Raw genomic sequence first — 22,777 nt, 5'->3', positions numbered from 1 at the left:
TTAAGTCGCCGTTCCTAGGCTCAACCGACTATTTCAGGGTTGGGCGCATTGGGCATGTTCTTTTCATTCCGAAGCTGGGCGCTGTGGCGGGTCGTTGGGCCCCTGCTGGCGATCGTGCTGCTGCTGGGTGGCCTGTCGGCCGGCAGCCTGCAGGTGATGTCCGCGGTCAGGGCCTATGTGGCCGGCGAGAGCATGTGGTCGAAGGGGCAGAAGGACGCCATTCACTACCTCCAGACCTATGTCAGCACCGGCGCGCCGCTCTATCTGCAGAAGTTCGACGCCGCGATCGCGGTGCCGCTGGCCGATCGCACGGCGCGGCGTGCGCTGGAGGCGCCGGGCAACAACGACGCGGTGGCTCGCGCCGGTTTCGCCAGAGCGGGCAATCATGATGACGACATCGGCGGCCTGATCTGGCTGTTCAAATATTTCCGCAAGATGCACCACGTGGCCGGCGCGGTGACGGCCTGGCGCAATTCGGATGCGCTGCTCGATCAGCTGATCGAAATCAGGAACGAGGCCGCGAACGACGTCGCGCTGCATGATCCCTCGGCTGCGACCATCAAGCACTGGGCCGAGCGGATCGGTACGGTCGATGCCGCAATGAGCACGCTTGCCGTCGATTTCTCCGACCATCTGGGGAAGGCCTCGCGTCAGGTCTCGGCGCTGCTCTTGCTGGTCAATCTCGTGATCGCGGCCTGCCTTGCCGGCATCGTCCTGGTCCACACCCGGCGGATGCTGTGGCGGCGCTGGCTGGCCGAGACCGCGCTTGCCGTCGAGAAGGAGCGCGCCCAGCTCACGCTGGCTTCGATCGGCGATGCGGTCATCGTGACCACGCAGGACGATCGCGTCGGCTACATGAACGCCGCCGCACAGCGGTTGATCGCGGCGGAACAGGACGTAACGGGATGGCAGCTTTCATCGCTGTTCAATATCGCCGAGCAGCCGGTGCGCGGATCGTTCCAGAGCGCGGATGCCGATGACGAAAGCCGGCCGCAGCAGCGGCTGCTGGTGCGGCCGGATCATTCCAGCGTGCCGGTCTCGGTGGTCGAGACCGCGATCGTGCATGAAGGTGAGCCGTCCGGACGCGTCATGATCATTCACGACATGACCGCCGAGCGGCGGCTGGTCGAGGAATTGGCGTGGGCTGCCTCGCATGACGCGTTGACCGGCCTTGCCAACCGGCGTCAGTTTGAATTCGAACTGCACAAGGCCATGTCGGGCGGGCCGGCGACGGGCGCCGATCTGATGCTGATCGACCTCGACCAGTTCAAGATCGTCAACGACACTTGCGGCCACATGGCCGGCGACCGGCTGTTGAAACAGGTGGCGCGGTTGCTGACCGCCGAGGTGGGCGGCAGCGGACTGGTTGCGCGTCTCGGCGGCGACGAATTCGGCATTCTGCTGCGCGACGACGGCGCCGCCACGCACGACGTTGCCGCCGACGTCGCGGAGCGGATCAGGGCGGTGGTCGAGCAGTCGAACTTCGTCCATGAGGGCTCGAGCTTCAGGATCAGCGCGAGCATCGGCCTGGTCGGGCTTGCCGACAGCGCCGGCGTGCAGGACGCACTGCGGCTTGCCGACGTCGCCTGCTTCCTTGCCAAGGACAAGGGGCGCAACCGCGTCCAGGCGCACCGTCCGTCCGATACCGGCATGGCCGTGCGGGTCGCCGAGATGAGCTGGGTCAATCGCATCCGCAAGGGATTGGACGAGGGGCGCTTCTGCCTCTACGAGCAGGAGATCCGCCCGGTCAACGGCGTGCTGAAGGGCAACGATCGCCGCGAGCTGCTGCTGCGCCTGCGCGACGAGAGCGGCGCCCTGGTGCCGCCCGGCAGCTTCCTGCCCGCCGCCGAGCGCTATGGGCTGATGCCGCTGATCGACCGCTGGGTGGTGCGTCGCGCCTTCGAGATCATCGCCGAGCGCAAGCACCATCCGCGCAAGATCGCGAGCTACGCCATCAACCTGTCCGGCGCCACCATCGGCGACAGCGACTTCGTCGACTTCGTCGCCGCGCTGTTCGCGCAGCACGACGTGCCGCCGGCGCTGGTCTGTTTCGAGATCACCGAGACCAGCGCGATCTCCAATCTCGACGAGGCACAGACGTTCATTGCGCGGTTGCGCGAGATCGGCTGCAGCTTCTCGCTCGACGATTTCGGCACCGGCATGTCCTCGATCGCCTATCTGAAGCATTTGCCGGTCGACATCATCAAGATCGACGGGTCGTTCGTGAAGGAGATCCTGAACAGCAAGGTCGATCGCGCGATGGTCGAGATGATCACCAAGACCGCCAAGATCATGCAGAAGCAGGTGGTCGCGGAATTCGTCGAGAGCCTCGCGATCCTGGACGAGCTGCGCCAGATCGGGGTCGACTACGTCCAGGGTTACGCGATCGGGAAGCCGGTCCCGGTGCTGACCCTCCGGGAAGAAAAGATCGCCTGAGTCGCCGAAATTGTCCCGAATCGGGACTTTTGGGTCATTTCGGCTGTTTCTGGGGCTGATTCCCCGGCATTTTCCATCCGAAAAACGTTTAAAAATCCTCTCGTTGCCCGCTCCGTCTCGATTATGCCTTACTCTAATTCCCTGATATGATGAGCGATCGGTGAATCCCACGTGGGCCGGCCAACAGGCCCCAGAACACCGAACTTGGGGATGATGGGTCAACATACGACGAAAGCTGCCGGGCGTAAGTCGAGCCGCGGCATGTCTCTGATGGGCAGCACGGCGTTCGCCGTGACGGCGCTCGTCATGTCGTCTGGCCTTGCCGCCTGGATGGTCGGCATCGACCCGACCGCGTGGCTGCACGGACCAGCGTTCGCCAACACCACCGCATCGCTGAACTTCGACGATCGCTTCGGCTCGCGCTCCACCATCAACACGGCCTCGCTGTATTATCCCCTCCGCCGCGGATTCCGTTCGAGCCGCGGCGATTTCAATTCCGAGTTCGGTCAGATCGAGGACGCGCTGGCCGGCCAGCTGCGCGATACGCAGACCGAGTTGCCCGGCAGCCAGCCGGCGTCGGCGTCCGTCGCCGCGACGACCAACACGGCGACATCAGGCGTGCCGATGCCGCGGTCGCGGCCGGCCGAGGCCAATCTGCTCGCGCGCAATGATCTGCCGATGCCGGCGCCGCAGGCACCTGTGCCGCAGGGCGACAACCGCACGTTCCTGCAGAAGATCGCCGACATGATGCCGGGCAAGCTGCAGCTGGCCTCGGTCGATCCGAATGACGGCTTGTTGTCCGGTCCGAGCCCCGATCTCGGCGCGCTCGGCTATGACAGCACCACGGCGGTCTATGACATTACCGGCCGCATCGTATACATGCCCGACGGCACCAAGTTCGAGGCGCATTCAGGTCTCGGCAATCTGCTCGATGATCCGTCGCATGTGAACGCGCGCAATGCCGGTGCGACGCCGCCCGGCATCTATGAGATGAAGCCGCGCGAAAAGCTGTTCCATGGGGTGCCTGCACTGCGCATGACCCCGGTCGACGGCAGCGATACGTTCGGGCGTGTCGGCCTGCTCGTCCACAGCTACATGCTCGGACCGAACGGCGACTCCAACGGCTGCATCTCGGTCAAGCACTACGACAAATTCCTGCAGGCCTATCGCAGCGGCACGGTCCGGCGCATTGCCGTCGTGATCAGCATCAAGGACGTCAAGTCGGCCTCGACCCGCGCAGCGTCGAATTCCTAAATCCGCACGCCGGCACCGCCGGCGCGTCAACCCCTGCTTCAGTTCGTCTCCTGGTCGCCGGCGCGGATAGCGCCGGGCGAGGTGCCATAGGCGCGGCGGAACGCACGGGCAAAACTCTCGTGGCTCTTGAACCCGACACGCAACGCGATCTCGCCGATCGGTAGATCGTTCAATCGGGGATCACGAAGCTGGTTGAGGCTGTGGCGGAGCCGCGCGTCGCGGACATGCGCCGCGAAGCTCGTTCCGGCGTCGGCGAGCACGGCAAACAAATGGCTGCGTGAGATCTGCAGATGCCGGCAGATATATTTCGCCGAGAGTTGCGGATTGTGCAGCTCGTCCAGGATGAAGGTCTGGATCTGCCGCAGCATCACTTCGCGCTGTGATGCCGATCCGGCCGCCGGCACGCCGATGGTGGTCGCGCGCACCAGCAGGCTCTCGAGCTGGCTGGCGGCGAGGTCATCGACCAGCGCGAAATCGTCGGGGATATCGCGCAGCGCGCCGAGATAGGCGGAGGCGAGCCGGCCCGCGCCGCGGCCGGCGATGACGTTCGGCGGCCGGCCCGGCATCTGCTGCAGGTGCCGCCGCAGCCGCGTGCCGGGAATCGTAGCGCAGATCAGGTCGCAGCCCTGCTCGAACCGCATCGCGAAGGGCTCGTTGGTGTCGAGCAGGACGATGTCGCCAGGGCGCGCCAGTGTCTTTTGCCCATACTGCTCGACCACGGCATCGCCGGCGATCTGGAGATTCGCGAAGAACGATCCATCCTGGAAACTGCCGATTCCCTTCCGCGTGCGATGGATGGCATTGGGCACGGACTGCACGCGCGACAACGGCAGTGCCGCGCTGCCGATGCTGGTGATGGCGCCGTCGAAATCGTCGGGCGAGATCTTCTCCGGCTCGAGCGGCAGATAGGTTTGCAGCACCGCTTCGCGCCAATAGGCGAAGCGGTCTGCCGGTGCGACGTCGTGCATATTCCAGGTAGCGCCCATGTTCGCGTGCCGGAGTTTGCCTGTCAGGACGGAAGCCGGCGGCGAGCTTACAATCAATTGCCGTGCCAGTCAGGCGGACATTTTGCCAAACCGGCGTGGACGCAGTGTCAATGACTTCGGCAGGCCGGCATCTCACCTTCGGTCATTCGACCCGCCGGAGGAGAGACGACCATGCCGATCGATTTCACCCTGACCAAGGAACAGCGCGAGCTGCAGATGTCTGCCCGTAGCTTCGCGCGGACTGTGCTTTCAGGCGTCGCCGACGCAACCCGCCATCTCGCCACGCCTGCGGAGCGCTTCGCGGCCACGCGGCCGTTCTACGAACAGGTGGTCAAGGCCGGCTTCCTGCGCCGGATGATCCCTGCGCCGCTCGGCGGCGAGGGCACCGGCGTGTTCGACATGGCCATCGTCGCCGAGGAGTTTCAGTCCGTCGACGTCAACGTCTCGCTGACGTTGTTCGGTTCGCTGCTCGGCCTGATGCCGGTAATGCTGGCGGGCTCGCCGGCGCAGCAGAAGACGTTCATCGCGCCATTCCTCGAACGTGCCGGCGCGCCGCTCGCCGCCTTCGCCTTCAGCGAGCCCGGCGGCAGCGCGAACTTTGCCTCGCCGGTGCCGGGAACAGGCTTGCGGACGGCGGCGCATCTCGACGGCGAGGACTGGGTCATCACCGGTGCCAAGCAATGGGTGTCGAGCGCGACCGGCTGGGACGGCAACGGCGCCGACCTGATCTGCGTGGTCTGCCGCACCGATCCCGCCGCGGCGCCCGACAGCGCGATTTCCGTGATCGCAGTGCCGCGGCCCGCCGGCGGCATCAAGGGCATCGCACTCGAGCGCGCGGCCGACCTGATGGGCCATCGCGCCCATCTGACGCCGCGCTTCCGGCTCGAGCAGGTCCGCGCGCCCAGGGACAATGTGTTGGGAGGCGCCGGCGGCGGCCTGCAACTGGTGGAGATGAGCTTTGCCGGCACCGCCGCGCTGGTCGGCGTGTTCGGCGTCGCCCTGATGCGCGTCGCCTTCGACTACGCGCTGAACTTCGCCCGCAGCGAGCATCGCGGCGGCGCGGTGCCGATCATCGAGCACCAGGCGGTCGGCTACGCGCTGGCCGACGCCAAGATGGCGATCGAGGCGGCGCGCTATCTGAGCTGGAAGGCCTGTCACGCCATGGACAGCAATGCGCCCGGCGCCTTCGAACTCGCGCTGCACGCCAAGGTGTTCGGCTCGGAAACCGCGGTGAAGGTGATCACCGACCTGATGCGCGTGGTCGGCATCGGAAGCTACGACCACCAATGTCCGCTCGCCGGTCTGTTGCAGGATGCGATGGCCTATCCGTTGTTCGACGGCGGCAACATGGGCGTGCGCCGCCGCCAATTGCATACGCTCCTGAAGAGTCCGGGCTACGATCCGTTGACCGCGTCCGGTGCGGCCTAACGGTTCCCTCTGCAGCCTCCCGCAAACCGCGTCATATCGCCTTCAGTTTCCGCTGGAGGTGGTGTGGCGCGGTCCGCATTTCGATATCTGTATACTGCAAAGGCCTTTTTAGATTATTATAATACCTCCATTTGCAAAAAATGGGAGTTTATGTATACATAAAGTATCTGAAACGACCCCCAGAGGGCGAGCGATGCCAAAACCCTTCCCCATGAACGCCTGGTATGCGGCCGGGTGGGACGCGGAGATCAAGCACGCGCTGCTGCCCCGGACGATCTGCGGCAAGCACGTCGTGATGTTCCGGAAGGGCGACGGCGAGGTGGTGGCGCTCGAGGATGCCTGCTGGCATCGCCTGGTGCCGCTCTCCAAGGGCCGGCTCGACGGCGACACCGTGGTCTGCGGCTATCACGGCCTGAAATACAATGCGCAGGGCCGCTGCACGTTCATGCCCTCGCAGGAGACCATCAATCCGTCGGCCTGCGTGCGCGCCTATCCCGTCGTCGAGCGCCATCGCTTCATCTGGCTCTGGATGGGCGATCCCGCGCTCGCTGATCCCTTGCTGGTGCCCGACATGCACTGGAATCACGATCCGGCCTGGGCCGGCGACGGCAAGACCATTCACGTCAAATGCGACTACCGCCTCGTCGTCGATAATCTGATGGACCTGACGCACGAGACCTTCGTGCACGGCTCGAGCATCGGCAATGACGCGGTCGCCGAAGCGCCGTTCGACGTCACCCATGGCGAGAAGACCGTGACCGTGACGCGCTGGATGCAGGGCATCGAGGCGCCGCCGTTCTGGGCCAGGCAGTTGCAGAAGCCTGGCCCGGTCGATCGCTGGCAGATCATCCGCTTCGAGGCGCCGTGCACCGTCAATATCGACGTCGGCGTCGCGCCGGCCGGATCGGGCGCGCCGGAGGGCGATCGCTCGCAGGGCGTCAACGGCTATGTGCTCAACACCATCACGCCGGAGACCGAGAAGACCTGTCATTACTTCTGGGCCTTCGTCCGCAATCACCGCATCACCGAGCAGCGACTGACCTCGGAGATCCGCGACGGCGTCGCCGGCATCTTCCACGAGGACGAGATCATCCTGGAAGCGCAGCAGCGCGCGATGGACGAGAATCCGGACCGCGTGTTCTACAATCTCAACATCGACGCCGGCGCGATGTGGGCGCGCCGCGTCATCGACCGCATGGTGGCGAAGGAGAATCCACCGCAGCTGCAGGCGGCGGAGTAGGCGGCATGGCGGAGCGCGAGGCCGAACGTTCAGTATCGCAGACCGTGCGGGCGCAGCTCGCGCTGCGTGAGCTGATCGTTTCCGGCGGCCTGCGGCCGGGCGAGCGCATCTCGGAACTGCAGGCGGTCGAGGTCACCGGGGTCTCGCGCACGCCGGTGCGGATGGCGCTGGTTCGGCTGGAAGAGGAGGGCCTGCTGGAGGCGATCCCGTCCGGCGGCTTCATGGTCAAGGCATTCTCCGAGCGCGACATCCTCGATTCGATCGAGCTGCGCGGCACGTTGGAGGGATTGGCCGCACGCTTTGCGGCCGAGCGCGGCGTCTCGTCGCGCGATCTGGAGCCGCTGAAGGAATGCCTCAATGAGATCGACGGCCTGGTGCGGCAGGAGCCGATCTCCATGGAGGCGTTTTCGTCCTATGTTGCACTCAACGCCCGTTTCCACGTGCTGCTGGCCGAGCTGTCGCGCAGTCCGCCGCTGATCCGGCAGATCGACCGCGCCTCGGCGCTGCCGTTCGCCTCGCCGAGCGGCTTCGTGATGGCGCAATCGGCCTTGCCGGAGGCGCGCCAGATCCTGCTGATCGGGCAGGACCATCATCGCGTCGTGGTCGACGCCATCGAGAACCGCGAGGGCGCGCGCGCCGAGGCGATCATGCGCGAGCATGCGCGGCTCGCGGCGCGCAACCTGCGGCTCGCGCTGCGCAACCGCACCCATCTCGATCTGCTGCCGGCACTGGCGCTGATCTCGGCCGGCTGAACAGAGCACGCCATGCGATTCATCGAAACCTGGACGTCCGCCACGCTGCTTGCCGTGCGCGATCTCACGCCCGGCATCCGCGAATTCCTGCTACGGCCCGACGATTTTGCCGGCGCGCCCTATCCCGTCGGCAGCCACATCGATGTCGGCGTCACCATCGACGGTCAGCCACAGACCCGCTCCTATTCGCTGGTCGGCGAGGTCGATCCGGAAGGTCTTCGGATTGCGGTGCGGCGTGCGCCGGATTCCCGCGGCGGCTCGCAATACATGTGGTCGCTCGCGCCGGGAGCGCGGCTCAACATCACGCGGCCGGCCTCGCTGGTGCAGCTCGACTGGACGCGGCGGCAGTTCTGCCTGATCGCAGGCGGCATCGGCATCACGCCGATCGTCGGTGCGGCGCAGGCGCTGGCCCGCCGTGATGCCGCCGTGACGCTGCATTATGCGGTGCGCACGCGCGGCGATGCGGCCTATCTCGACAGGCTCGAACGCCTGCTCGGCGACCGTCTCATCGTCCACGCCGCCGACGAGGGCCGGCGGCTCGACCTCGAGCGCGTCTTCGCAGACCTGCCGCAGGATACGATGACATTGTTCTGCGGCCCGATGCGGATGCTCGATGCAGCACGGCACGCCTGGGAGGCGTCCGGCCGGCCGATGACCGATCTACGCTACGAGACTTTCGGATCGAGCGGGCTGCTGCCGACCGAGGCGTTCCGCGTGCGGCTCGCGGGCCAGGGGGGCGAGCTGGGCACCGAGTTCGTGATCCCGCGCGACCGCTCGATGCTGGACGTGCTCAACGAAGCCGGCCATGAGGTGATGAGCGACTGCCGGCGCGGCGAGTGCGGCGTCTGCGCGCTCGACGTGGTTGATGTCGATGGCGAAATCGACCATCGCGACGTCTTCTTCAGCGCGCACCAGAAACGGGAAAGCCGCAAGATCTGCGCCTGCGTCTCGCGTGCGCGCGGCACCATCACGGTCGACACGCTGCATCGCGCCGACACGCTCTGACGCGCCTGGCCGGCGTGGACGTTCGATCCGGGTTAAAGCGCGAGATTAGGTTGAGGTGGAACGGCGTCGAAAGTTCACCTCTCCCTTGGGAGAGGTCGATTTGCGCAGCAAATCGGGTGAGGGGGTTACGGTCTATCGAGAGAGCAAGAGCCCTCACCCGGATTGCTTCGCAATCCGACCTCTCCCCAACGGGGAGAGGTGAACCGAGACTGCGGCAAGCTGATCAACCCAAAACTCATCCGGCTTCACGCCGCGTGCACCGAGTGGCGCGGATCGTGATCGAGCAGCGCGGAGATGTCGCTGCCCGACATCGGCCGGCCGATCAGATAGCCCTGGACCTCGTCGCAACTGGTCTGGCGCAGATATTCGAGCTGATCGGCGGTCTCGACGCCTTCGGCCACGACGCCGATCTGGAGGTCCTGTGCGAGGCCGATCACCGATTTGACGATCGCGGCGCAATCCGGCTCGGTCAGCATGTCCCGGATGAAGGACTGATCGATCTTGATGCGGCTGAACGGCAGCTTGCGCAAATAGGTCAGCGACGAGAAGCCGGTGCCGAAATCATCGAGCGCAACCGTTAGCCCAAGCTCGAGCAGCCCGTTCAGGATCGCGGGCGCGGACCCATATTTCGAGATCAGCATCGACTCCGTGATCTCGATTTCCAGCCGATTCGGCGCGACATTCGCCTCGGCAAGCGCATCGACGATGGTTTGCAGGATGCCGACGTTCTGAAACTGGACCGCGGAGAAATTCACCGCGATCCTGATGTCGTCAGGCCAGCGCGCCAGCATCGCGCAGGCATGGCGGATCACCCATTCGCCGAGCTGGTGGATCAGTCCGCTCTCCTCGGCGATCGGAATGAAGACGCTGGGCGGGATCAGGCCGCGCGCCGGATGCTGCCAGCGCAGCAGCGCCTCGAAGCCGGTGATGCGGCCTTTGCGGATGTCGAGGAACGGCTGGTAGACGAGAAACAGCTGGTTCGCTTCGATCGCCTGTTCGAGATCGCGCTGCAACGCGCGGCGGTCGCGCGCCGCCTGGTCGTCGCTCGCTTCGAAGAAGCGGATCGTGCCCGGGCCGGATTTCTTGGCCCGGTAGAGCGCGATGTCGACATGCTTGAGCAGCTCGTGCGGATTGTTGCCGTCGCGCGGCGCGAGCACGATACCGACGCTGATCGCGCCTGATATCTCCAGTCCGTCGATCGGGAGTGGATCGGCGAACGCCGCGACGAAGCGTTCGGCGATCGCGAGCACGTCCTCGGGTCGCGTCAGATTGGACATGATCAGCGCGAACTCGTCGCCGCCGATCCGCGCGACATGCTCGGCCGCGCGGGTGCAGCGCTGCAGCCGGGCCGCGACCTGCACCAGGAATTCGTCGCCTGCCTGACGGCCGAACCTGTCGTTGATCTCCTTGAAGCGATCGAGATCGAGCAGCAGCACGGCGAATTCCTCGCCGGAGCGCGCCAGCCGGCTCAGCGCGCCGTTGAGCGCCTCGTTGAAGGCGACGCGGTTCGGCAGATGCGTCAGCGGATCCTGCCGCACCGTCCGCTCCGCCTCGTGCTGGGCGATGATGCGACGCCTGAACTCGAAGGCATTGACGAACACGCCGCGCAGCAGCACCGAGCCGTAAACCAGCACGAGGACGGCCATCAGCAGATAGATGAAATCGCCGTCGCGGCCGAGGCAGATGGCGATGCCGACGAAGATCGGCGCGGTGAAGGCAATCGCGGCGATCGGGATGGTGGAGAAGGCGAAGGCGCCGCCGGCGAGCATTCCGGCGCAAAGACAGGTGATCACCAGCTGGGCGCCGCTCGATGCGTTGGCGAAGAAGGCGACCGGGACGACACCCCAGGCGGCGCCGAGCGCCAGCGCATTGCGCACCAGCCGGTACATGGTCCGGCGCGAGACGAATTGCGGCTTGGTGATGCGGCGCGAGGCGCGCGCCTGCAGGCCGAAGAACAGCGCGGCGCTGCCGACTGCGGCGGCCCACACCAGCGCAAAGGCCCAGTCCGCCGATTGCCAGAGTGCAATGGCGAGCACCAGCGCGTTGCAGGCGTTGGCCAGCATGATGCCGAAGGAATAGCCGAGCACGAGCGACACCTGCTCGGCGCGGATGTGGCCGGCGAGCGCTTCATCCGTCGGTGGTGCGCCGAGGGCCGCGAGGTCACCGGCGAACAGGGCCGCGAAATATGATCTGAGATCGATACGCATCTCACCACGTTGCCTGCGCGTCGTTACGTCGCCAGTGCGGTTGGCCATGGCGCAACGACCAAGAATTCTATGCAAACCTTTGACAAACTATGAACTATTGGCGCGAACCCGGCCACCGCGGCACGCGGCGCGGCTGCACCAGGGGGATTGCTCCCGGATCGATACACTGCGTGATGTGATGTCACGGACTCGGCAAGAGCTGCCGGGCGAAGCGTGGCTTGATCGGCAGTCGGTTTTTCGCAAAGACTTGGGTCCCAGCGAATGAAATCAGGTGCGCATGAGCCTCCCGACCACGAACCACGATCCCGGGTTTCGGATCACGCGGGCGAGCCATGTCGTCCTGACCGTGCGTGACCTCGCAGCCAGCCGGCAGTTCTACGAAAAAGTGATCGGGCTGATCCTGACCGCGGAGGAGGGCGACGCGCTCTACTTCCGCGGCGTCGAGGAGGCCTGTCATCACAGCCTTGTGTTGCGCAAGGGTGGGGGCGCCGCCTGCGCGCGGCTCGGCCTGCGGGTGTTTCGGGACGACGACCTCGACCGGCTCAAGGCGTTCTTCGAAGCGCAGGGCTGCCGCGCCATTTGGGCCGAGGTGCCGCATCAGGGCCGCACACTGCAGGCGACCGATCCGGCCGGCACGCCGCTGGAGTTCTGCGCGACCATGCCGGTGGTCCCGCGCATGATCACCCAATTCACCCGCCATGCCGGCGGCTCGGCGCTGCGGCTCGATCACTATCAGGTGCTGACGCCGGAGGTGCGCAAGGCCTGCGAGTTCTACACCGCGGCAGGCTTCCGGCTCAGCGAGTATATCGCGCCGGCCGGCACCTTCGATCTGCGTGGTGTGTTCCTGCAGCGCAAGGGCAATCCGCACGACATCGTGTTCTTCAACGGCGCCGGACCGCGGCTGCATCATTTCGCGTTCCTCGCACCCGAGGTGCACCATCTGCTGAACGCCTGCGATATCGCCGGCGAGCTCGGCTACGGCGCGGCGGTCGAGCGTGGCCCGGGTCGGCACGGGCCGGGGCATGCGATGTATGTCTACATGCGCGATCCCGACGGGCATCGCGTCGAACTGTTCAACACGCACTACCAGATCATGGATATCGAGAACGAGCCGATCGGCTGGGACCCGTCCGACCACAAGGTCTCGTTTCCATGGGGATTGCCGGCGCGGCAGGCCTGGTTCGAGGAGGCGACGCCGTTTGCCGATGTTCCGATCCGCGAGCCGCAGCTGAAGCCGAGGCCGCTCACGCTCGAGAGCTACCTCGCGAAGTAGCATGTCGATGCCGGTCGCGAACCTCACCTATGATGCGGCAATCGTCGGCCTCGGGCCGGTCGGCGCCGTCTTCGCCAATCTGCTGGCAAAGGCCGGCTTGCGCGTCGCCGTCGTCGAGCGCGTCGCCGATATCTACGACAAGCCGCGCGCGATCACGCTCGACCACGAGGCGCTCCGCGTGCTGCAGGCGATCGGGCTCGGCGACTTCTTGGAGCAGGCGATCGCCCCGCATAACGGCTCGCACTATCTCGGCGTCGACGGCGAGATCATCAAGATCTTCGATCCGATGCCGCCGCCGTTTCCGCTCGGCTGGATTCCGAACGTCACCTTCGTGCAGCCCGACCTCGAGCAGGCGCTGCGCAACAAGCTTGCCGAATATCCGCGTGTGGACGTCCTGCTCGCGGCTGCCGGCGTAGCGCTGCAGCAGGACGATGACGCGGTGACGCTGACCGTACGCCGCGAGTCCGGCGAGCAGTTGCCGATCCGGGCGCGCTATCTGATCGGCTGCGACGGCGCCAACAGCTTCGTGCGCAAGCAGCTCGATATCGGCCTGGACGACCTTGCCTTCGACGAATGGTGGATGGTGGTGGATACGCTGACCAGCGATCCCGCCAAGCGGCCGGCCAAGAGTTTTCAATACTGCTGGCCGTCGCGTCCCGGCACCTTCGTGCCGGGTCCGCGCAATCTGCGGCGCTGGGAGATCAAGCTGCTGCCGGGCGAGGATCCCGAGGCGGCCGGCGCACCCGACAACGTCGTGCGGTTGCTGAACGGTTTTACCGACATCTCCGATCTCACGATCTGGCGCTCGGCGGTCTATCGCTTCCACGCGCTGCTCGGGCAACGCTGGCGCGACCGTCGTGTGCTGCTGATGGGCGATGCCGTGCACCAGACGCCGCCGTTCCTCGGGCAGGGGCTGTGCGCCGGAATCCGCGATGCCGTGAACCTCGCCTGGAAACTCCGACTGGTGCTGCGCGGCGATGCCGGCGAAACGCTGCTCGACAGCTACGAGATCGAGCGCAAGCCGCATGTCCGCGCGGTCGTCGCCAGCGCCAAGGAGTTCGGCAAGATCATCGGCGAGCTCGATCCGGAGGCGGCAGCCGAACGCGACCTGCGGCTGCGCGCCGAGCTGAAGGCCGGCAAGGCCGAAACCATCAGGCAGAGATTCATCCCCGATCTCGTCTCCGGCCTGATCGCGCGCGATGCCGTGCTCGCCGGGCGGCTGTTCGTGCAGCCGCATGTGCGCGCACCGGATGGGCGGACATGCCGGCTCGACGATCTGCTGAAGCCGGAATTTGCGATCGCGACGACGGCCGCGGCGCCGATGGCGTGGCTATCGGACGTGGCCTCTTGGCAGGGCCTGTCCGGCGAGCGCGTCGTCATCACCACGTCAGGTGAAAGCAGCGATGCCGACGGCATCTTGAGCGTGGTGGAGCGCGACGGGCTGTTCGCCGACTGGATGCGGCAGCATGGTGCTGCAGCGGTCATCGTGCGGCCCGACCGCTACGTCTTCGGTGCCGCCGGCAATGCCGACGAGCTCAACAGGCTCGTCGGTGAGCTGCGCGAAGGTCTCGGCGCGGCGCCCTCATCAATTCCGGCGACATCAGTTACTTCTTGATGTCGGCCGCGACCAGCACGCGATGGCCATGCAGCAGCTCCTGCAGGGCTTGCAGCGCCGCGACGCCGCATTGGGTGTCCTGCTCACCATTGCCGCCGCTCAGCCCGATGCCGCCGACCACCTCGTCGTCGACGACGATCGGAAAGCCGCCGACGAACACGGCGAATTTTCCGTCGAAGCTCCACTGGATGCCGAACGCCTCGTTGCCGGGCAAGGCAGGTCCGTTCGGCGGCTGGTTGAACAAATGGGTGGAGCGCTTGTGCCCAGCCGCGGTGAACGCCTTGTTCCAGGCGATCTGCGGGCCGGTGACCCGCGCGCCATCCATCCGCTCCAGCGCCAGCGGATAGCCGCCGTCGTCGGTCACGCAGACCGTCTCCGCGACGCCGATCTCGGCGGATTTGCGGATCGCGGCGGCGATCATGTGGCGGGCTTCGGCAAGTTCAAGTTTGAAGGTCTGTCTCATCGCTATCTTCCGGGATTGGATAGACTGTCGACCGTGGCTCAGACGCCGCGGTAGACGGTCTTGATCTGGGTGTAGAATTCGAGGCCGGTGCGGCCGGACTCGCGGAAGGTCGAGGTGCTCGACCGTTTCAATCCGCCGAACGGCGCGTTGATCAGATTGCCGGTGGTGGTGCGGTTGATCTTCACCGTACCGGACTGGATGTCATTGGCGAAATCGTGCATCGCGCGCGGGCTGCGGGTCACGATCGCGGCCGACAGCCCATATTCGCTGGCATTGGCCTTGGCGATCGCATCGGCATAGCTGTCGACCGTGATGATCGCGATCACGGGGCCGAAGATCTCCTCGCGTGCGATCGTCATGTCCTGGGTCACGTCGGTGAAGATCGCGGGCGAGACGAAGTATCCGCCGTCATAGGCGGCGCCGGCGAGCCGGTCGCCGCCATGGAGATGCGTCGCTTCCTTTTTCCCGATCGCGACATAGCGCAGCACGGTTTCAAGCTGCTTTGCCGTCGCCAACGGCCCCATCTCCATCCCGCCGGTGAGGCCACTGCCGATCCTGATCGCCTTCACTCTGGCGAGCAGCCGCGCGGTGAATTCGGCACGCACCTGCTTCATGACCAGCACGCGGCTGGTGCCGGTGCAGGCCTGGCCCGCCAACGACAGGCCGCCCTTGACGGTCAGATCGACCGCCAGATCGAGATCGGCGTCGTCCATGATGATCAGCGGATTCTTGCCGCCGAGCTCCATCTGCGTGCGGGTCACGAAGCTGACCGCGCGGCAGATCTGTTCGCCGGCGGACGTCGATCCCGTGAACGAAATCGCGCGAATGACCGGCGGCTCGGTGATCGCAGGCCCGATCTCGCCGGCCTTGCCGGTGATGAAGTTGAGCACGCCCTTGGGCAGACCTGCCGCAATCAGCGCCTCCGCCAGGCGATAACCGCTGAGCGGCGCGTCGGACGACGGCTTGAACACGACAGTGTTGCCGGTGATCAGGGCCGGGGCGATCTTGCGCGCCGGGATCGAAATCGGAAAATTCCAGGGTGTGATGACCGACACGACGCCGAGCGGCTCGCGCAGCGTATAGACCGTCATGTCCGCATCGTCGTTCGGAAACACCTCGCCGGTGAGCGACTGTCCCTCGACGGCATAGAAGCGCAGGGTCTGGGCCGAGCGCAGCACCTCGTCGCGGGCGAGACCGAGCGATTTGCCCATCTCCCGCGTGATCTCCCGCGCGATGTGATCTGCGCGTGCCTCGAGATGATCGGCGGCCCGGTTCAGGATGGCGGCGCGTTTCGTGATCGGCGTCCGTCTCCAGCCTTCGAACGCTGCGGCGGCGGCATCGACAGCGGCTTGAGCGTCGGCGGCGGTCGATTGCTGGAAGCGTCCGACCAGGTCGGCGTTGTCGGCGGGATTGATGTTCGCGAACAATCGACCGGAGGCGCTTGAGGTGCGCTCGCCGGCGATCAGGTTCGGAAACGCCTCGATGTCAGCTGCGCCCTCTGCGGAAGGGTGCGCGTTGCGTACCGTCGTGTCAGCTATCGTCACGGGATTCTCCTCAGTGCCAGATCAGGACCGCGCAGACGGTCGATACCGCCAGGCCGGTCAATACGGGGACCATCGCGGTCCGCACGATCTGGAAGACCGGGACGCGCGCGAAGCCGGCCACCGCGATCAGCGACGACCAGGCCACCAGGGTGCCGCCGCCGGTCCACACCGCGCCCATCTGGCCGATCGCGGCGAGCGTCGCCGGCTGCATTCCAACCGACGGTGCGAGCGCACCCGACAGTGAGCCGGTCAGCGGCAGGCCGGCAAAACCCGAGCCGTCGATGCCGGTGATCATGCCGGAGATCAAAATGCCGAAGGCGACGAAGAATTCATTGCCGGGGATCCAGGCCTGCGCGGTCTGGATCAGTTCGAAAAGCAGGCTTGGCGCCTGGGCCGCCGGAACCCCGAGGATCGGCGCAGAGAGGCCCGGTTCGGCGCCGAGAAAGAAGAAGCCCGCGATCGGCAGCACGGATCCCATCGCCTTGAAGGCGAACACGAAGCCTTCGGTGACGTGATCGGCGCTGGTGTCGAGGAACTTGCGCAGATTTTCAGAGATGGAGGATGCGCAGATCATCAGCATCGCGGCGACGCCACCCACCAGTGCGGCCGCGTCGCCGCCCTTGAGGTCATGGCCGATGCCGAGCTTGGCCAGCACCATCACGGCGATGACACAGAGGAAGGCGAGCGGGGTCGCGACCGCAAAGAATTTCGACCAGCCTTCGCGGCGCGTCGGCACCCCGGCAAGTGCCTTGTCGATCTGGGCCTGGGTCGCAAACGGCCGCTGTCCCTCGGCGGTGCCGCGCGCGATCTCCGCCTTGTCGAAGCTGCCCTCCTGCTCCAGCCGCGCCAGTTCGCCGTTGCTCGACTGGGCCTGCCAGCGCTCCAGCAGCCGGTCGTCGGGCTTGGTGATCGACTTGCGGATCGAAAGATAGGCGAGCGTCAATGCGATGCCGCCGGTGATGAGGGACAGCACCAGCGCACGGTCCGCGACGGTGGCGGCACTGACCGCGGCGCCGGCCGCCTTGGCGCTGATCCCGGGCGCGACGCCGATCACGTAGTCCGACGACAGCGCCATGCCCTGTCCCGCGATCGCGATCGCAATGGCGCCGCCGAGCGGCGACAGGCCGGCGGCGATCGCCGCGGGCAGCAGCACCGCGGAGACCAGCGGCACGGCCGGCGTCGGCCAGAAGAACAGCGAGATCACATAGGTGATCGCGGCAAGCACGAAATAGGCTGTATGTCCGGTCTTCATCACGGCGCGGAACGGTTCGACCATGCGGATGTCCGAGCGCAGCGCCTTCAATGCGTTCAGCAGCGCCGTCATCAACGCGATCACCAGGAAAATGTTGAAGAGCTCCTTGGCGGCGGTGAAGCTCGCGTTGAAGACGCTGGCGAGCGCCGCGACCGGACTGTGCGTCCATGCCAGCGCGACCAGCAGCGTTGCGATCACCGACGGCACCACGACGTTGGCGCGCCAGATCATGGTGAGAACGATGACGGCGACGCCGAGCAGATAGACCCAATGTGCGGCGACGATCGGAGCGTGCTGCATGATTGTTTGTTTCCCCCTCTAACGCGCAAATAATGTATACTGTATTCAAGAATGGCAAGCTCAAATTCCGAGCTCGCGGTCCGCGCGGCATATAAGGGCGGGAAGCATCATGACCGCATTTTTGTGCAGAATAAGCACAAAATAGCGGCTGCGTCCTGCGGATAATGCCGCAGGGAAGGCGGGGCGAAGAACCTAGTCTTCGGTGTTGACAGTTATATAAATCGTATACAGTATACAAATAAGGTCGAGCCAGAATGCGGCCAATGGCCCGTCGCCTGGACGGCAAGTTCTTCACGGCACAGGAGCGCCACGATGCAGAAGATGATGGATCATGTGGAATTTCGAGCGGCCCTCGAAAACGCCATCAAGGGGAAGAGCGCCAACAAGGCGCCGTTCAGCGTCGCCTGGGCCAGCGGCAAGCTCAGCCGCGCGCATCTCGCGCGCTGGGCCGAAAACCACTACCACTATGTCGGCCCGTTCGCCGACTACCTCGGCTACATCTATGCGCGGATGCCGGAGCAGTACCAGGAGGCCAAGGACTTCCTGCTCGCCAACATGTACGAGGAAGAGATCGGCGGCGACCGCCACACCGATCTCCTGATCCGCTTCGCGGAGGCCTGCGGTACGACCGCGGCGCGCATCAAGGACCCCGACAACATGACGCCGACGACGCGCGGGCTGCAGAGCTGGTGCTATGCAGTCGCGATGCGCGAGGATCCGATCGTCGCGGTGGCCGGCCTCGTGGTCGGCCTGGAATCGCAGGTGCCCTCGATCTATCGCAAGCAGACGCCGACGCTGCGCGAGAAGTACAAATTCACCGACGAGGAAGTCGAGTTCTTCGACCTTCACATCGTGTCGGACGAGATCCACGGCGAGCGCGGCTACCAGATCGTGCTGGAGCACGCCAACACGGTCGAGCTGCAGCAGCGTTGCCTCAAGATCTGCGAGATCGGCGCACAGATGCGGCTGCTCTACACCACCGCGCTGTATCACGACTATGTCGCAAACGACATTCCGCTGGCAGAGCTCGATCTCGCCAGCGGCGTCTCCGCCGAAGAGCGCGTGCTGTTGCAGGCCTGAGCCGCGGGGAGCGCGCCGCGATGCCCAACGTGATTTTTCACCGCGACGGCGAGACCTTCGTCGGCGAGGTCAAGGAGAACACCAATCTCGTCGTCCGCGCCGGCATTCGCCAGTTTCCCTATCCCAACTTCCTGTACGGCTGCGGGATGGGGAAGTGCGGGAAATGCGCGTCGCTGATCATCAAGGGCGGCGAGCATTTGCCGGAGCCGAACTGGAAGGAAAAGAAGCGCCTCGGTGCCAGAATCGAGCAGGGATATCGCCTTGCCTGCCAGCTTTGGCTCACGCATGACGTTGAACTGTCGCAGGAGGCGGCGCCGCTGGCCGACGTGGTCGCGCCTGCCGGCACAGTGGTTGGGAGGACGTGACCAATGTATGTGATACTGACGAGCAAGCCGGGGCAGTTTCGCACCGAGATCGTCGAGGGCCTGCGGCCGCTCGCGGCCTATGACTATCTGTTCTACGGCATCAGGAAGGCGACGTTCGTGATTGCCGAGCTGGTCGCGGAGACCAAGGTCAAGGTGATCGACGAGGCCTGGTCGCCGCCGATCGTGAACGAGGTGCCCTCGAAATTCCTCGAAAAGTTCGAAACGCCGGAGCGGGCGCTGAACGAGCTCGAGCACCTCATCACGTTCGGCCATATGGACACCAAGCTGCGCAAGCGCTGAGCGGATGCCGGGATGATCGAAGTCACGTTTCTGACCAATGGCGGGAAAACCGTGACCGCCGCGGAGAACAGCAACCTGCTGCGCGTCTCGCTGCGCGAGCAGGGCGGCATTCCGTTCAAGTGCGGCGGCGGACTGTGCGGAACCTGCAAATGCCTGATCGAGAAGGGCATCGAGAACACCGATGCGATCAAGCCGAAGGAGCGCAAGCACCTCACCGAGGAGCAGTTCGCCGCCGGCTACCGGATGGCGTGCCAGACCTTCCTCACCGGCAGCGTCAGCGTGTCGTGGGTGCCGAAGACAGCAGTGCAGGCGGCGCGGTCCGTAGCTGTTGACGGCGAATGAGCGCGGCTTGATGGCCTGCATCCGGCGGTCTAAATACGCAATCGCGGTCATTCGGCCAGGTGTCTGGCGGCTCTTGGGACCTGTGGCGTCCTTGCATTGAGCGAAGCGCGGCCGGACAGGTCAGTTCATGGCAGGCAGGCTCGGAAGCTCCAAACGTCTCGGCGACGACTATCTCTCCCTCCACGGCAGGGTGATCGAGGAGCTGCGGCAGGCGATCCTGAGCCGGCGGCTGAAGCCCGGCGAGCGGCTGGTCGAGGGGCGCCTCGCCGATGAGCTTGGGGTGTCCCGCAATCCGGTGCGCGAAGCGATCCGCGTGCTGGAGTCGGAAGGGCTCGTCGAGGTGACCGCGCGGCGCGGCGCCTCCGTCATCACGATGAGCGATGAGGAGGCGCGCGAGACGGTCGAGGTGCGCGCGCTGCTCGAGGGACAGAACGCGCGCCTTGCCGCCCGTCGCCGCGAGGAGAGCATCATCAAGCGGATCGCGGCGGTGTTGAAGCAGGGCAACGAGGCGGTGGCCGGGCGGCGCTACGACCTGTTGCCGGATCTCAACCAGCAATTCCACCACGAACTGGCCGAGGCCGGCCGCAACCGCGTGCTCGCCGATCTGCTGAAGCGGCTGCGCGAACGCACGGCGATGCTGTTCTCGCCCACCGATCCGGTGCGTCAGGCCCGCACCTGGGATGAGCACGCTGCAATCCTGCGCGCCATCATCGCCGGCGACGAGCGTGCTGCGGCCACGCTTGCTGCAGAGCATGTGATGCGGGCCGGCGCGGACTTTCTCTCGAGCCTGCACGTGCCTGACGAGGAGACTTCGCTTGAGGCGGCGTCGGCGAAGTACGGCCTGCCGTCCGGCTCTCGCGCCGATCAAGTGGCGACCAAGCCTGTGCGCCGGAACCAGGAGCGCGCCGGCACGCGGCGGCGGAAGGCAGGGAGCTGAACGCGCCCGCCGCGTGTTGATGGTTTTATGGCCTGCCGATCCGGGGTTCAGAGGTCCGGTGGTACCGCTCCGCATCGTGCGCTTACTTTCTTGACCGTATCTGCCTCGCTCGCTACCTCTCTTCCCAATGCTGGGCAGGGACGCAACTCTGCCGGCCGCGCCGCATGGCCGGGGGAAACCAATGAACAACAACAATCATGGCGCGCCGGCGAACGACGTCGCCGAGTATGATTACATCGTCGTCGGTGCCGGCTCGGCCGGCTGCGTGCTTGCCAACCGCCTGAGCGCCGACGGCAAGCACTCGGTGCTGCTGCTCGAGGCCGGGCCGAAGGACACCAACATCTGGATCCATGTCCCGCTCGGCTACGGCAAGCTGTTCAAGGAAAAATCCGTCAACTGGATGTACCAGACCGAGCCCGAGCCCGGTCTGAACGGCCGGCAGGTGTTCCAGCCGCGGGGAAAAGTGCTCGGCGGTTCCAGCTCGATCAACGGCCTGCTCTACGTGCGCGGCCAGCACGAGGACTATGACCGCTGGCGGCAGCGCGGCAATGCCGGCTGGGGCTATGACGACGTGTTGCCGTACTTCAGGAAGGCGGAAGATCAGCAGCGCGGCTCCGACAAATATCACGGCGCCGGCGGACCGCTGCCGGTGTCGGACTGGCGCTACCATGATCCGCTGTCGGAAGCGTTCGTGCATGCCGCGGCCGAAGTCGGCATTCCGACCAATCCGGATTTCAATGGCGCGACCCAGGAGGGCGCGGGCTTCTTCCAGACCACGACGCGGCGCGGCCGGCGGGCCTCGACGGCGCGGTCCTATCTGCGGCCGGCGTTGACGCGCGGCAATCTGCGCGTCGAGACCTCGGCGCTGGCACAGCGCATCCTGTTCGACGGCAAGCGCGCCAGCGGCGTCGCGTACAAGCAGGACGGGCAGTTGCGCATGGCCAAGGCGCGCAAGGAAGTGCTTGTGTCGAGCGGCGCGTACAACTCGCCGCAATTGCTGCAGCTCTCTGGCGTCGGTCCGGCCGATCTGCTGAAGCAGCACGGCATCGAGATCGTGCTCGATGCGCCCGGCGTCGGCAACGATCTGCAGGATCACATGCAGGTGCGCATCGTCACGCGCTGCGCGCAGAGCGTCACGCTGAACGACGTCGTCAACAATCCGGTGCGCCGCGTCATGGCCGGCCTGCGGTATGCGGCGTTGCGCAAGGGGCCACTGACCATTGCCGCCGGCACGTCGGGTGCGTTCTTCAAGACCAGTCCGCGGCTGGCGTCGCCCGACATCCAGATCCATTTCCTGCCGTTCTCGACCGACAAGATGGGCGAGAAGCTGCATCCGTTCTCGGGCTTCACGGCCTCGGTCTGCCAGCTGCGTCCGGAGAGCCGCGGCTCGCTGAAGATCAGGAGCGCTGACCCCAGCGTGCCGCCGGAAATCCGCATCAATTATCTCGCGACCGAAACCGATCGCCGCGCCTTCATCGACGGCATCCGCATCCTGCGCAAGATCCTGGCCGCGCCGGCGCTGAAGTCATATTCGGTCGGGGAGGTCGATCCCGGCGCCAAGGTGGTCAGCGACGATGACCTGCTCGAGTTCTGCCGCCGCACCGGCAGCACGGTCTATCATCCGACCTCGACCTGCCGGATGGGCAATGATCCGCTCGCGGTCGTCGACAACAGGCTCAAGGTGCGAGGCATCGAGGGTCTGCGCGTGGTCGACGCCTCGGTGATGCCGGACCTGATGTCGGGCAACACCAACGCGCCGACGATCATGATCGCGGAGAAGGCGTCGGACATGATTTTGGAGGATGCGCGGTAGGGATCGCGGTGGCGTAGCCCGAGTGGAGCGCGCGAAAATCCGGGGCCGTCCGTTCCGTGTGGCAAGAACCCGGATTACGCTGCCGCTCTATCCGCATCCTCTTCGTATTCCGGGGCTCGCGAGGCGAGAACCCGGAATCCATCGGGCCGCATAACTGGCGGAGACATGGATTCCGGGCTCATCGC

General features: G+C 65.7%; 19 protein-coding genes. 14 read left to right on the top strand and 5 right to left on the bottom strand.

Annotated elements, in window-relative coordinates; all coding sequences use genetic code 11:
- The first annotated feature begins 54 nt into the window (after positions 1 to 54).
- Together ACTUWL_RS08760 and ACTUWL_RS08755 are read left to right on the top strand one after the other, a co-directional pair.
- Complete coding sequence (locus tag ACTUWL_RS08760) at positions 55 to 2,436, top strand: putative bifunctional diguanylate cyclase/phosphodiesterase (RefSeq protein WP_021075920.1); 2,382 nt, start codon at positions 55 to 57, stop codon at positions 2,434 to 2,436.
- Positions 2,437 to 2,697: 261 nt separating this feature from the next.
- Positions 2,698 to 3,690 carry a DUF2778 domain-containing protein gene (locus ACTUWL_RS08755; RefSeq protein WP_021075921.1) on the top strand — a complete coding sequence of 331 codons (993 nt, stop codon included), beginning with the start codon at positions 2,698 to 2,700 and terminating at the stop codon, positions 3,688 to 3,690.
- Positions 3,691 to 3,728: 38 nt separating this feature from the next.
- Here ACTUWL_RS08755 and ACTUWL_RS08750 read toward each other — a convergent pair whose 3' ends face one another.
- On the bottom strand, positions 3,729 to 4,676 hold the full coding sequence (locus tag ACTUWL_RS08750) for an AraC-like ligand-binding domain-containing protein (RefSeq protein WP_021075922.1): 948 nt from the start codon (positions 4,674 to 4,676) through the stop codon (positions 3,729 to 3,731).
- Between the two features lie 171 nt (positions 4,677 to 4,847).
- On the opposite strand from ACTUWL_RS08750, the gene ACTUWL_RS08745 reads away from it, so the two are divergent.
- The 4 genes from ACTUWL_RS08745 to ACTUWL_RS08730 all read left to right on the top strand — a co-directional run bounded on the left by ACTUWL_RS08745 (position 4,848) and on the right by ACTUWL_RS08730 (position 9,101).
- On the top strand, positions 4,848 to 6,104 hold the full coding sequence (locus ACTUWL_RS08745; RefSeq protein WP_106939865.1) for an acyl-CoA dehydrogenase family protein: 1,257 nt from the start codon (positions 4,848 to 4,850) through the stop codon (positions 6,102 to 6,104).
- Positions 6,105 to 6,297: 193 nt separating this feature from the next.
- Positions 6,298 to 7,344 (top strand): aromatic ring-hydroxylating dioxygenase subunit alpha, encoded by a 1,047-nt coding sequence (locus ACTUWL_RS08740; RefSeq protein ID WP_021075925.1) that lies wholly within the window; start codon positions 6,298 to 6,300, stop codon positions 7,342 to 7,344.
- 5 nt (positions 7,345 to 7,349) lie between these two features.
- Positions 7,350 to 8,096: a GntR family transcriptional regulator gene (locus tag ACTUWL_RS08735; protein ID WP_021075926.1), complete on the top strand. Its 747-nt coding sequence runs from the start codon at positions 7,350 to 7,352 to the stop codon at positions 8,094 to 8,096.
- A 12-nt stretch (positions 8,097 to 8,108) separates the two neighbouring features.
- Complete coding sequence (locus ACTUWL_RS08730) at positions 8,109 to 9,101, top strand: PDR/VanB family oxidoreductase (RefSeq protein ID WP_021075927.1); 993 nt, start codon at positions 8,109 to 8,111, stop codon at positions 9,099 to 9,101.
- Between the two features lie 245 nt (positions 9,102 to 9,346).
- On the opposite strand, the gene ACTUWL_RS08725 is transcribed toward ACTUWL_RS08730, so the two are convergent.
- A complete protein-coding gene (locus ACTUWL_RS08725) occupies positions 9,347 to 11,308 on the bottom strand; it encodes a putative bifunctional diguanylate cyclase/phosphodiesterase (protein WP_021075928.1) in 1,962 nt (653 codons plus the stop codon).
- A gap of 277 nt (positions 11,309 to 11,585) precedes the next feature.
- Here ACTUWL_RS08725 and ACTUWL_RS08720 point away from each other — a divergent pair, with 277 nt between their 5' ends.
- Positions 11,586 to 12,581: a VOC family protein gene (locus ACTUWL_RS08720; RefSeq protein WP_021075929.1), complete on the top strand. Its 996-nt coding sequence runs from the start codon at positions 11,586 to 11,588 to the stop codon at positions 12,579 to 12,581.
- 1 nt (position 12,582) lies between these two features.
- On the top strand, positions 12,583 to 14,196 hold the full coding sequence (gene mhpA, locus ACTUWL_RS08715) for a bifunctional 3-(3-hydroxy-phenyl)propionate/3-hydroxycinnamic acid hydroxylase MhpA (protein ID WP_035649348.1): 1,614 nt from the start codon (positions 12,583 to 12,585) through the stop codon (positions 14,194 to 14,196).
- Here the strand turns inward: mhpA and ACTUWL_RS08710 are convergent.
- The 3 genes from ACTUWL_RS08710 to ACTUWL_RS08700 are packed head-to-tail and all read right to left on the bottom strand — an operon-like array spanning position 14,186 to position 17,755.
- On the bottom strand, positions 14,186 to 14,659 hold the full coding sequence (locus ACTUWL_RS08710; protein WP_021075931.1) for a GlcG/HbpS family heme-binding protein: 474 nt from the start codon (positions 14,657 to 14,659) through the stop codon (positions 14,186 to 14,188). The two genes, mhpA and ACTUWL_RS08710, sit on opposite strands and share 11 nt — an antisense overlap.
- A gap of 38 nt (positions 14,660 to 14,697) precedes the next feature.
- Positions 14,698 to 16,203: an aldehyde dehydrogenase family protein gene (locus tag ACTUWL_RS08705; RefSeq protein WP_021075932.1), complete on the bottom strand. Its 1,506-nt coding sequence runs from the start codon at positions 16,201 to 16,203 to the stop codon at positions 14,698 to 14,700.
- Between the two features lie 10 nt (positions 16,204 to 16,213).
- Positions 16,214 to 17,755: a hypothetical protein gene (locus ACTUWL_RS08700; RefSeq protein ID WP_021075933.1), complete on the bottom strand. Its 1,542-nt coding sequence runs from the start codon at positions 17,753 to 17,755 to the stop codon at positions 16,214 to 16,216.
- A gap of 312 nt (positions 17,756 to 18,067) precedes the next feature.
- On the opposite strand from ACTUWL_RS08700, the gene ACTUWL_RS08695 reads away from it, so the two are divergent.
- From ACTUWL_RS08695 to ACTUWL_RS08670, 6 genes are all read left to right on the top strand, one after another.
- The gene (locus ACTUWL_RS08695) at positions 18,068 to 18,835 is read left to right on the top strand and encodes a TenA family transcriptional regulator (protein WP_021075934.1); all 768 of its coding nucleotides are present in this window, start codon (positions 18,068 to 18,070) and stop codon (positions 18,833 to 18,835) included.
- Positions 18,836 to 18,855: 20 nt separating this feature from the next.
- Positions 18,856 to 19,200, top strand: coding sequence for a 2Fe-2S iron-sulfur cluster-binding protein (locus ACTUWL_RS08690; protein WP_021075935.1), 345 nt, complete (start codon positions 18,856 to 18,858; stop codon positions 19,198 to 19,200).
- A 3-nt stretch (positions 19,201 to 19,203) separates the two neighbouring features.
- A complete protein-coding gene (locus ACTUWL_RS08685; RefSeq protein ID WP_021075936.1) occupies positions 19,204 to 19,500 on the top strand; it encodes a hypothetical protein in 297 nt (98 codons plus the stop codon).
- A 12-nt stretch (positions 19,501 to 19,512) separates the two neighbouring features.
- Complete coding sequence (locus ACTUWL_RS08680) at positions 19,513 to 19,842, top strand: 2Fe-2S iron-sulfur cluster-binding protein (protein ID WP_021075937.1); 330 nt, start codon at positions 19,513 to 19,515, stop codon at positions 19,840 to 19,842.
- Between the two features lie 127 nt (positions 19,843 to 19,969).
- Entirely contained in the window at positions 19,970 to 20,779 is an 810-nt protein-coding gene (locus ACTUWL_RS08675) for a GntR family transcriptional regulator (RefSeq protein WP_021075938.1), read from the top strand.
- A 181-nt stretch (positions 20,780 to 20,960) separates the two neighbouring features.
- A complete protein-coding gene (locus tag ACTUWL_RS08670) occupies positions 20,961 to 22,592 on the top strand; it encodes a GMC family oxidoreductase (protein ID WP_021075939.1) in 1,632 nt (543 codons plus the stop codon).
- Positions 22,593 to 22,777: the final 185 nt, after the last annotated feature.

Source organism: Bradyrhizobium sp. WCU1 (assembly GCF_053474805.1).
Note: the sequence above shows the minus strand (reverse complement) of the source record. Positions and strands in the feature narration are given on the sequence as shown.

Coding starts and splice junctions, on each gene's coding strand:
- ACTUWL_RS08760 (WP_021075920.1), top strand. CDS start 55: ATGTTCTTTTCATTCCGAAGCTGGGCGCTGTGGCGGGTCGTTGGGCCC.
- ACTUWL_RS08755 (WP_021075921.1), top strand. CDS start 2,698: ATGTCTCTGATGGGCAGCACGGCGTTCGCCGTGACGGCGCTCGTCATG.
- ACTUWL_RS08750 (WP_021075922.1), bottom strand. CDS start 4,676: ATGGGCGCTACCTGGAATATGCACGACGTCGCACCGGCAGACCGCTTC.
- ACTUWL_RS08745 (WP_106939865.1), top strand. CDS start 4,848: ATGCCGATCGATTTCACCCTGACCAAGGAACAGCGCGAGCTGCAGATG.
- ACTUWL_RS08740 (WP_021075925.1), top strand. CDS start 6,298: ATGCCAAAACCCTTCCCCATGAACGCCTGGTATGCGGCCGGGTGGGAC.
- ACTUWL_RS08735 (WP_021075926.1), top strand. CDS start 7,350: ATGGCGGAGCGCGAGGCCGAACGTTCAGTATCGCAGACCGTGCGGGCG.
- ACTUWL_RS08730 (WP_021075927.1), top strand. CDS start 8,109: ATGCGATTCATCGAAACCTGGACGTCCGCCACGCTGCTTGCCGTGCGC.
- ACTUWL_RS08725 (WP_021075928.1), bottom strand. CDS start 11,308: ATGCGTATCGATCTCAGATCATATTTCGCGGCCCTGTTCGCCGGTGAC.
- ACTUWL_RS08720 (WP_021075929.1), top strand. CDS start 11,586: ATGAGCCTCCCGACCACGAACCACGATCCCGGGTTTCGGATCACGCGG.
- mhpA (WP_035649348.1), top strand. CDS start 12,583: ATGTCGATGCCGGTCGCGAACCTCACCTATGATGCGGCAATCGTCGGC.
- ACTUWL_RS08710 (WP_021075931.1), bottom strand. CDS start 14,659: ATGAGACAGACCTTCAAACTTGAACTTGCCGAAGCCCGCCACATGATC.
- ACTUWL_RS08700 (WP_021075933.1), bottom strand. CDS start 17,755: ATGCAGCACGCTCCGATCGTCGCCGCACATTGGGTCTATCTGCTCGGC.
- ACTUWL_RS08695 (WP_021075934.1), top strand. CDS start 18,068: ATGCAGAAGATGATGGATCATGTGGAATTTCGAGCGGCCCTCGAAAAC.
- ACTUWL_RS08690 (WP_021075935.1), top strand. CDS start 18,856: ATGCCCAACGTGATTTTTCACCGCGACGGCGAGACCTTCGTCGGCGAG.
- ACTUWL_RS08685 (WP_021075936.1), top strand. CDS start 19,204: ATGTATGTGATACTGACGAGCAAGCCGGGGCAGTTTCGCACCGAGATC.
- ACTUWL_RS08680 (WP_021075937.1), top strand. CDS start 19,513: ATGATCGAAGTCACGTTTCTGACCAATGGCGGGAAAACCGTGACCGCC.
- ACTUWL_RS08675 (WP_021075938.1), top strand. CDS start 19,970: ATGGCAGGCAGGCTCGGAAGCTCCAAACGTCTCGGCGACGACTATCTC.
- ACTUWL_RS08670 (WP_021075939.1), top strand. CDS start 20,961: ATGAACAACAACAATCATGGCGCGCCGGCGAACGACGTCGCCGAGTAT.